6 protein-coding genes are annotated in these 7,036 nt (G+C 71.5%); 1 reads left to right on the top strand and 5 read right to left on the bottom strand.

Annotated features, from left to right (window positions below):
* Positions 1–200: 200 nt before the first annotated feature.
* Positions 201–1,523 carry a TraM recognition domain-containing protein gene (locus VH112_11755; GenBank protein HEX4540909.1) on the bottom strand — a complete coding sequence of 441 codons (1,323 nt, stop codon included), beginning with the start codon at positions 1,521–1,523 and terminating at the stop codon, positions 201–203.
* A 100-nt stretch (positions 1,524–1,623) separates the two neighbouring features.
* Here VH112_11755 and VH112_11750 point away from each other — a divergent pair, with 100 nt between their 5' ends.
* Positions 1,624–3,024 carry an MFS transporter gene (locus VH112_11750; protein HEX4540908.1) on the top strand — a complete coding sequence of 467 codons (1,401 nt, stop codon included), beginning with the start codon at positions 1,624–1,626 and terminating at the stop codon, positions 3,022–3,024.
* A 27-nt stretch (positions 3,025–3,051) separates the two neighbouring features.
* On the opposite strand, the gene VH112_11745 is transcribed toward VH112_11750, so the two are convergent.
* The 4 genes from VH112_11745 to VH112_11730 form a co-directional block, all read right to left on the bottom strand.
* Positions 3,052–3,978: a glycosyltransferase gene (locus VH112_11745; protein HEX4540907.1), complete on the bottom strand. Its 927-nt coding sequence runs from the start codon at positions 3,976–3,978 to the stop codon at positions 3,052–3,054.
* Between the two features lie 24 nt (positions 3,979–4,002).
* Complete coding sequence (locus VH112_11740) at positions 4,003–4,449, bottom strand: ATP-binding protein (protein ID HEX4540906.1); 447 nt, start codon at positions 4,447–4,449, stop codon at positions 4,003–4,005.
* Between the two features lie 46 nt (positions 4,450–4,495).
* Complete coding sequence (locus VH112_11735) at positions 4,496–6,343, bottom strand: GAF domain-containing SpoIIE family protein phosphatase (protein HEX4540905.1); 1,848 nt, start codon at positions 6,341–6,343, stop codon at positions 4,496–4,498.
* The coding region (locus VH112_11730) for a LysR family transcriptional regulator substrate-binding protein (protein ID HEX4540904.1) at positions 6,340–7,036 on the bottom strand (697 nt) is incomplete at its 5' end. The genes VH112_11735 and VH112_11730, both read right to left, overlap by 4 nt.

The following is a 7,036-nucleotide window of genomic DNA, read 5'->3' as shown; positions in this document are numbered from 1 at the left end:
ATGCACTTCGAGGCTCAGCGCCCAGACGTGACCGGTTCTCGTTCTTGTCCGCAGTACGTTTGGTCCTCGATGGCTCCACCTGGGCCCGATCGGTGACAAGCAGGGCTGCAATGCGGGCGAGCGTCGTCGGATCGGTGACATGAGGCGGTAGACCTTGCGTCGCCCTCGAGTGAGTAACTCTCCTGGCTACCTCCTCTGGGTCAACGTGCGGTGCGTCGCTCATGCCTCGCACTCCGGTCGTAGGCTGACGGCGACCCCGCCCCTTGTCTACGCTCGGCGATATCGCGGCCGTCGGCATCTCGTGCAACCTCCGACCGCCGTCGTTGATGGCGACCGAGTCCGCTTCTGTTGGGCCCCACGTCCGCAGGGTTCACCAACGTCGGAGTATCACTGGCTTCCTCGCGAGGTCCCGGCGACCGATGCAGACGGGTAAGCCGCCGCAGGCCACGATCACGCCAAGACAGACGCAGTCGGAGACGTGCCGGTCGGAGATGGCCGTAGACGAGCAGGCCCTCTCCGCGACGCATCTGGCGGAGCGAGTCGACCGGAGCCAAGGCGCGATGGCGGGGTGCTTCGGTCGAGGACGTGTTTCCCAGGGAGTCGCGGTGGGTGGATCGCTCCTGGAAGACGCTCTCACCGAGCAGCTGAGTGAGGTATTGCAGCGTGGTCAGGTCGCTGCAGCCCGACAGCTCCAGCTTCGCCAGGTGGTTGTTGAAAAGGGTGCGAGACGAGCTACGGTAGCGCTCCTCGACCTGGGCAAGGTCCTGCCAGACGGTGACGAGTTGGATGCCGTGGCTACGTGCGGTGGCGGCGATGCTCGGCAGATCCTCGTTCAAGCCGAGCTCGCCGTGCAGGCGTCGGGCCCGGAAGGCTCGGAGGTCGACGAACGGCGCACCGGTGCCGAACCCGTGCACGCAGACCACCCAGGGGCGACCGGCGTGGGGCTGTCGAAGCACCCAGACGTGGGCGGTGCGGTTGGCGTCTTTCTCCAGCCAGCGTGCTCTACCGGGTTCGCCCTCATGGGGCTCGTACTCGCTCTGGAAGCTCAGGTGCTCGTACGGCTGGCCGAGCACCCGCTCGCGGCGCGTCGACACCTCCGGTGGGGCGGGCGCTCGATGGTAGGTCTCGGGGTTGTCGAGCCATCCTCGATCTCGGTAGAGCTCGAAGGCCTCCGCCACTTCGATGCCGGCGCGCTCGTAGTCCGCCCGGCGGGGTAGTAGCCGAGGGTTCTTCATGGTGGAGATGAGCAGCTCGTCCAGGAGGACCTGGACGGCGAGACCCACCGACGGTCGAGCGGGCACCGCGTCGGGGTCATCCATGGCCTCGCGGCCGCGGGCCCACGTGCGGGCCATGAAGGCGGCGGTCCGGGGACCGGCCTGGGCGACCCCCACGGTACGAGGGTCGGTGAAGAAGCGCCGAGCAGCGCGGTAGGCCACGACCGGCGGCGACGAGGGCGCCGCCGGCCGATCCTCGACGCCGACGCCGACGTCATCGTCCCCGGCCCTCTCGTCCCCAACGCTCACGCCCGCCACGGTACCTGACTCTCCTGTCAGGGTCGCGGGAGGCGACCACCCGTTGGTGGGCGGTTCGCCGCATTTCGACCAGATCGGCTAGAAAGCGGCGGTGACGACCGCGTCCAGCCCGACCGTTGCCCCGATCGACCGGGTGTCGTCCTGGCCGATGTGGGTCCTCGGTCTTGTGATCATGATCGACCAGGTGGACCAGAACATCGTGCGCGGGGTCGCCACACCGATCCAGCACGCATTTCATCTCACCGATCTCCAGGTGGGGGTGCTGCTGTCCTGCTTCATCGTCGTCAACGGGTTCGTCAGCGTGCCGGCCGGCTACCTCGCCGACCGGTGGAACCGGACCCGCACGGTCGGCCAGACGGTCGTGATCTGGTCGGCGATCAGCGCCCTCACCGCCGCGGCCTGGAGCTATCCGGCCTTGATCGCCATCCGGTCCGCCCTGGGCTTCGGCCAGGCCGTCACCGAGCCCGCTGCCGCCAGCCTGCTGGCCGACCACTATCCGGCGTCGGACCGGGGCCGGGCCTTCTCGGTGCAGCAGTGCCTGCTCTTCGTGGGCTTCGGCGCCGGGTTGGGAATCGGCGGGGTGGTCGGTGCCACCCTCGGCTGGCGGGCCGCGTTCCTCGTGGTGAGCCTCCCCGGCCTGCTCATCGCCGTTGCCGTGTTCCGGCTGGTCGAGCCCGGACGCGGACACGGCGATCGTCTCCAGCTCGGGGTTGACGAGGCCGGAGGCGGCGACGAGGGTCCGCCCGGGCCCTTCGCCGGTGGCGTCGTCGCCTTCTTCCGCGACATGGTTCGCGGCCTGGCCGCCGACCTCGGCACCATCGCCCGGATACCGACCATGCGCTATGCCCTGGTCGGCGTGTCTGCCGTGCTGTTCACCGTGATCGCAGCCGCTGCCGCCCTCCCACAGTTCTACGAGCGGCAGCTGCACGTGGCAACCGGGACGGCGGAGGCCTTCGTCGGAGCCATGGTCATCCTCGGGGGGATCCCAGGTGTGCTGCTCGGGGGCCGTCTGGCCGACCGGTTCGCCCCACGCGTGCGCGGCGGGCGCATGGCCGTCCCTGCCGTGTGCCTCATGGTCGGCGAGGCGATCTTCGTGCTGTCGTACCTGTGGCTGCCGCTGGGTCCGGCCTTCGGCCTCGAGGTCGTGGGCTTCTTTGTCATTGCCCTGGCCGTGCCGTCGCTGCGGGCCGGGCTCTCGGACGCCGTGCCCGCCAACCTGAGGGGCGCGGGATTCGGCGCCTTCAACCTTGTCTCGGTGGTCGCGGGACAGGCGGCCGCCTCGGTGATCGTGTTCGCCCTGGCCGGCGCGCTTGGCAACAACTTCCGCACGGCCCTGCTGCTCGTCAGCCTTCCGGTGTTCGGCGGTGCGGTCGTGTTCCTCCGGGCGCGTGACCACTTCGACCGGGACGCAGCGAAGATCCTAGAGGCCGTCGCCCGGGCGCTCCAGGAGCAGCAGGCAATCGCTGTCGGAGAGGGTCGACCCGGCAGCTGACCGCTCCGGGCGGCCATGTCGCGGGTCTCAGGCCTCGACCGGCAGCAGGGACGGTGGCGGGGGCCCGAAGTGGCCGCGGACGAAGTCGAGGATCGCCCGGCCCTCCACCCGCCGAAGGGGGTCGGTGGCCGGAGCCCGTGGGCGGCACGACCGGGCCGCGAGGGTGAGCAGGGCGAAGGCGCACCGGATGGCCGCCGGGTAGGAGCCGAAGTGGTCGCGGACCAGCAGCAGCGTATTGCGGAGCTTGAGGTAGCGGACGACCTCGCTGTTGCCGTGGCCCGGGTTGTTGACGACAGCTCCCCAGATGATCCCCACCTTCCACCCGGCCCGTCTGGCCCGCACCCCGAGGTCGGCCTCCTCGCAGTAGGCGAAGTAGCGCTCGTCGAACAGGCCGATCTCGGTCAGGGCCGCTCGCCGGGCCACGAGCAGCGTGCCGTGCGGGAAGTCGGCGTCCTCCCAGCCTTCGCCGCGGCCGGGCGATGCGTACGCACCGATGTAGCGGTCGATGACGGGCTTGGAGTCGTAGGCCCGGCCGAACTCGGCGCTGACCAGACCCGCGTCGGGACGGGACGACACGGCGGCGAGGATCCTGGCCAGACAGCCCGGCTCGGGTAGGGCATCGTGAGGCGCCACCGCGACCCACTCGCCCTCGCCGCGCTCCAACCACCGCTGGAGGCCGACGTTGGCCGCGGGCCCGAAGCCGGTGTTGTGCCCGAGTGCCACCACCTCCACGGTCGAGAGCCGGCGGGCCAGGGCTCCTAGGGCTGAGAGCCCAGCCGAGCCCGAGCCGTTGTCGACGATGGTGACATGCAGCGGTATCCCTTGACGATGCAGGGCCAGCACCGTCCGAACGCACGCCGCCGGCTGGTCGCGATGGACGACGACCACCTCGAGAGGGAGGGCGCGCCCTTCGGAGCCCCATGGCCGAGCCTCGGGTAACGCGTCGATCGCCATGTGCAGACTCCGGCTCCCGTGGGCCTAGCGATGGGTCCAGGGCGTCGGGGCGCGGCGGCCATGGCCTACGGCCGCCTCGACCCGCTCGGTCGGCGCTCCCGCCTCCACCTCGAACCACACGACCTTGCCCGTCCCGGTCGGCTCGGATCCCCATGCCGAGGCCAGCGCACCGACCAGGATCATGCCCCGCCCCGTAGCGGCTCGGGGCCTGTAGCGGTGGCGAACGGGAGGGGTCGGGCTGTCGTCGGCCACCTCCACCCGGAGCCGCCCCCCAGCGAGGCGGGCGGTGACCTGCGGGCTCGAATGGGTATGCAGGATGGCGTTGGTGACCAGCTCGGTGACGAGCAGTGCCGCTACTTCATCAAGGCTGGGCTCGCCCCAGTCGGCGAGGGCCGCAAGCACGAAACGCCGCGCCTCGGCGGCGCTCGACGGCTCGGGGGCAAGCATGGTGCTCAGCTCGATGTCGACCACCTACCCGCGGGCGCCCCGTCCCAAGCCGGCCCGGCTGTGCATCGCATCAGGCGACCACCCTCGCCACCAGGATGGCGACGTCGTCCTTGCGCTGCTCGGCTGCTTGGACGTCGGCCAGCAGCAGGTCGACCAGATCGTCCGGCGAGGCGGAGGGCCGGCTCTCGGCGAGCGTGGCGAGACGGTCCATACCGGTGGCGAGCGAGGCGTCTCGGGTCTCGACGAGACCATCGGTGTAGAGCACGAGGGTGGTGCCGACGTCGAGAGTCGCCCTTCGTTCGGTTCGATCGACGTCCGGCCCAACCCCGACGAGTGTCGAGTTGGCGCCGAGGAGGTAGTCGGCCCGTCCGTCCGGTCGCACGAGCAGCGGGGGAGGATGGCCGGCGCTGCTCCAGTGCAGCTGGCGCCGGGCGGGATCGTAGATGGCGTAGACCAGCGTGGCGAGGGCACCGGGCTCGGGTCCGAGGGCGAGCTCGTCGACCCGGCGGATCACGGACGCGGGCCCGGCACCTGGCCAGGCATAGGCCCGCAGGACGTGCCGTAGCGTCCCCATGACACTGGCCGCCTCGATGTCGTGGCCCACCACGTCGCCGATCACCAGCCCCACGCGGCCGTCGGCGAGGGGGAGCACGTCATACCAGTCCCCACCGACCTCGGCGCCGGTGGTGGCCGGCAGGTAGCGGGCCGCGAGGGCCAGACCGGGGACGGCGGGGAGCTGCTTGGGCAGCAGGGCCTGCTGGAGGACCGCCGCCGTGCGATGCTCGTGTTGGTACAGCCGGGCGTTGTCGATGGCCAGTCCCGCCCGCCGGCCCAGGTCGCGAGCCAGCGCCAGGTCGTCCTCGTCGAAGCGGCGTTCCGAGCTCGACGAGCCCAGCGTAAGGGTGCCGAGGACGTCGCCGCGGGCCTGGAGGGGCACGACGAGCAGCGAGCGCAGGCCGAGGGACCGGTAGACCTCGAGCTGGTCCCGCGTCCGGGCGCTGGCCACGAGCACGTCGTCGGTCGCCTGCTCGAACAGCAGCGGGTTGCCGGTTCGCAGCACCTGGGCCACAGGGGAGTCGCCGCTCGGATCGACGGGCACGCCATCGTCGACGGCGCGAACGGCCGCCTCGGTGGCCGGGTCGAGATGGGTCATCGCCGCCCGGCGCACGCCGACCGTCTCGTCGTGCAGGTCGACCCGGCACCAGTCGGCCAACGCCGGCACCAGCAGTGAGGCGAGGCGCTCGAGAGCGGCGATGGGCTCGAGCGTCTCGGTGAGCACGCTCGTCGCCTCGGCCAGGAGGGCGACCCCAGCTCGGGCGGCCTCGGCGGTCTCTCGGGCGGCTCGCTCGCCGGCGACGAGGCGGGCGTTGTCGACGGCCAGCGCCGCGAGGCGGGCGACGTCCTCGAGGACGTCGATGTCGTCGGGACCGATGGCCCGTCCGGTCGCCGTGGACAGCAGCAGAACGGTGCCGAGTGTGTGACCCCGAGCCGTCAGCGGCACGACCAGGGACGAGCAGAGTCGCAACTGGCGCAGCAGGCGCGTGGCGTCAGGGTCGGCCGTGGTCGCGTCGGGGAACCCGTTGGTCAGCTCCGCCGATTCCTGTGTCGTGCCCGTGCGCAGCGCCTCGGCCGCGGGATGCTGTCCAGCGGCGTCGGGCGGCCAACGGCGAAGGGCCTCGCGTACCCGCTCCTCGATGTCGGGATCGGCGTGGGCCACCGCCGCCCGGCGCAGCCGACCGTCGGGTTCACGCAGGTCGATGATGCACATGTCGGCCATGGCCGTGACGGCGATGCGGGCGAACGCCTCGAGGGCGTCGTCCTCGTCGAGACGTGCCGCCACCGAACGGCTGGCGGCAAGCAGGAAGGCCAGCCGGCGGGCCGCGGCCTGCGGGCGCTCGGCGCGACCAGGTCGGCTCATCGGCCCCGCCGCGAGGGAGATGGACGGCTGCGCCCCTCCACGCCCGTCACCCCTCTTCCCTGATCGGACCCACCGGCGGGGCGGTCGGGTCGAGGTGCCAACCCTAACCGTCCGGCGAGCAACTCGGGCACCACGTGCAGCTCGTCAGGCGTGGCACCCCGGTCGGTCACCACGTCGTGCAGGATCGACAGCAATGCGCGCGCCGGGGCCGACGGCAGGCCCCGAGACCGCTGGGCGACGCCGATCCGGCGCCGGGGGATCCCCCGCACCTGGACGAGCCGCCACTGCCGCCGGAGGTACTCGGGCACGGCGGTGGCAGGGAGGATGGCCGGGCCGTGCCCGTCGAAGGTGAGCGAGGCGATCAGCCGTACCCCATCGAGCTCCGCCCGTGGGGTGAGCGTGATCCCCCGAGGTCGGACGGCCTGGTCCAACTCGTCCCTGAACGATGTCCCCGGCAAGGGCAGCAACAGGTCGAGCCCCGCGAGCTCGGCCAGCTCAAGCGGTCCCCGCTTGGCCAGGGGATCGTTGGCCCGGACGACGAGCACCAGATCCTCCTCGAACAGCGGGGCGAAGCTGAGGTCGGCCGTCGGGGCGGGAGGGTTGACCACGGCCAGGTCCAGCTGACCCGTGGCCAGCTGGGGCTCCAATGCGGTGGAGATGCCATCCACCACGACCAGGTGCAGCTTGGGGTGT

Source organism: Acidimicrobiales bacterium, from assembly GCA_036270875.1.
Lineage (GTDB): Bacteria > Actinomycetota > Acidimicrobiia > Acidimicrobiales > AC-9 > AC-9.
Note: the sequence above shows the minus strand (reverse complement) of the source record. Positions and strands in the feature narration are given on the sequence as shown.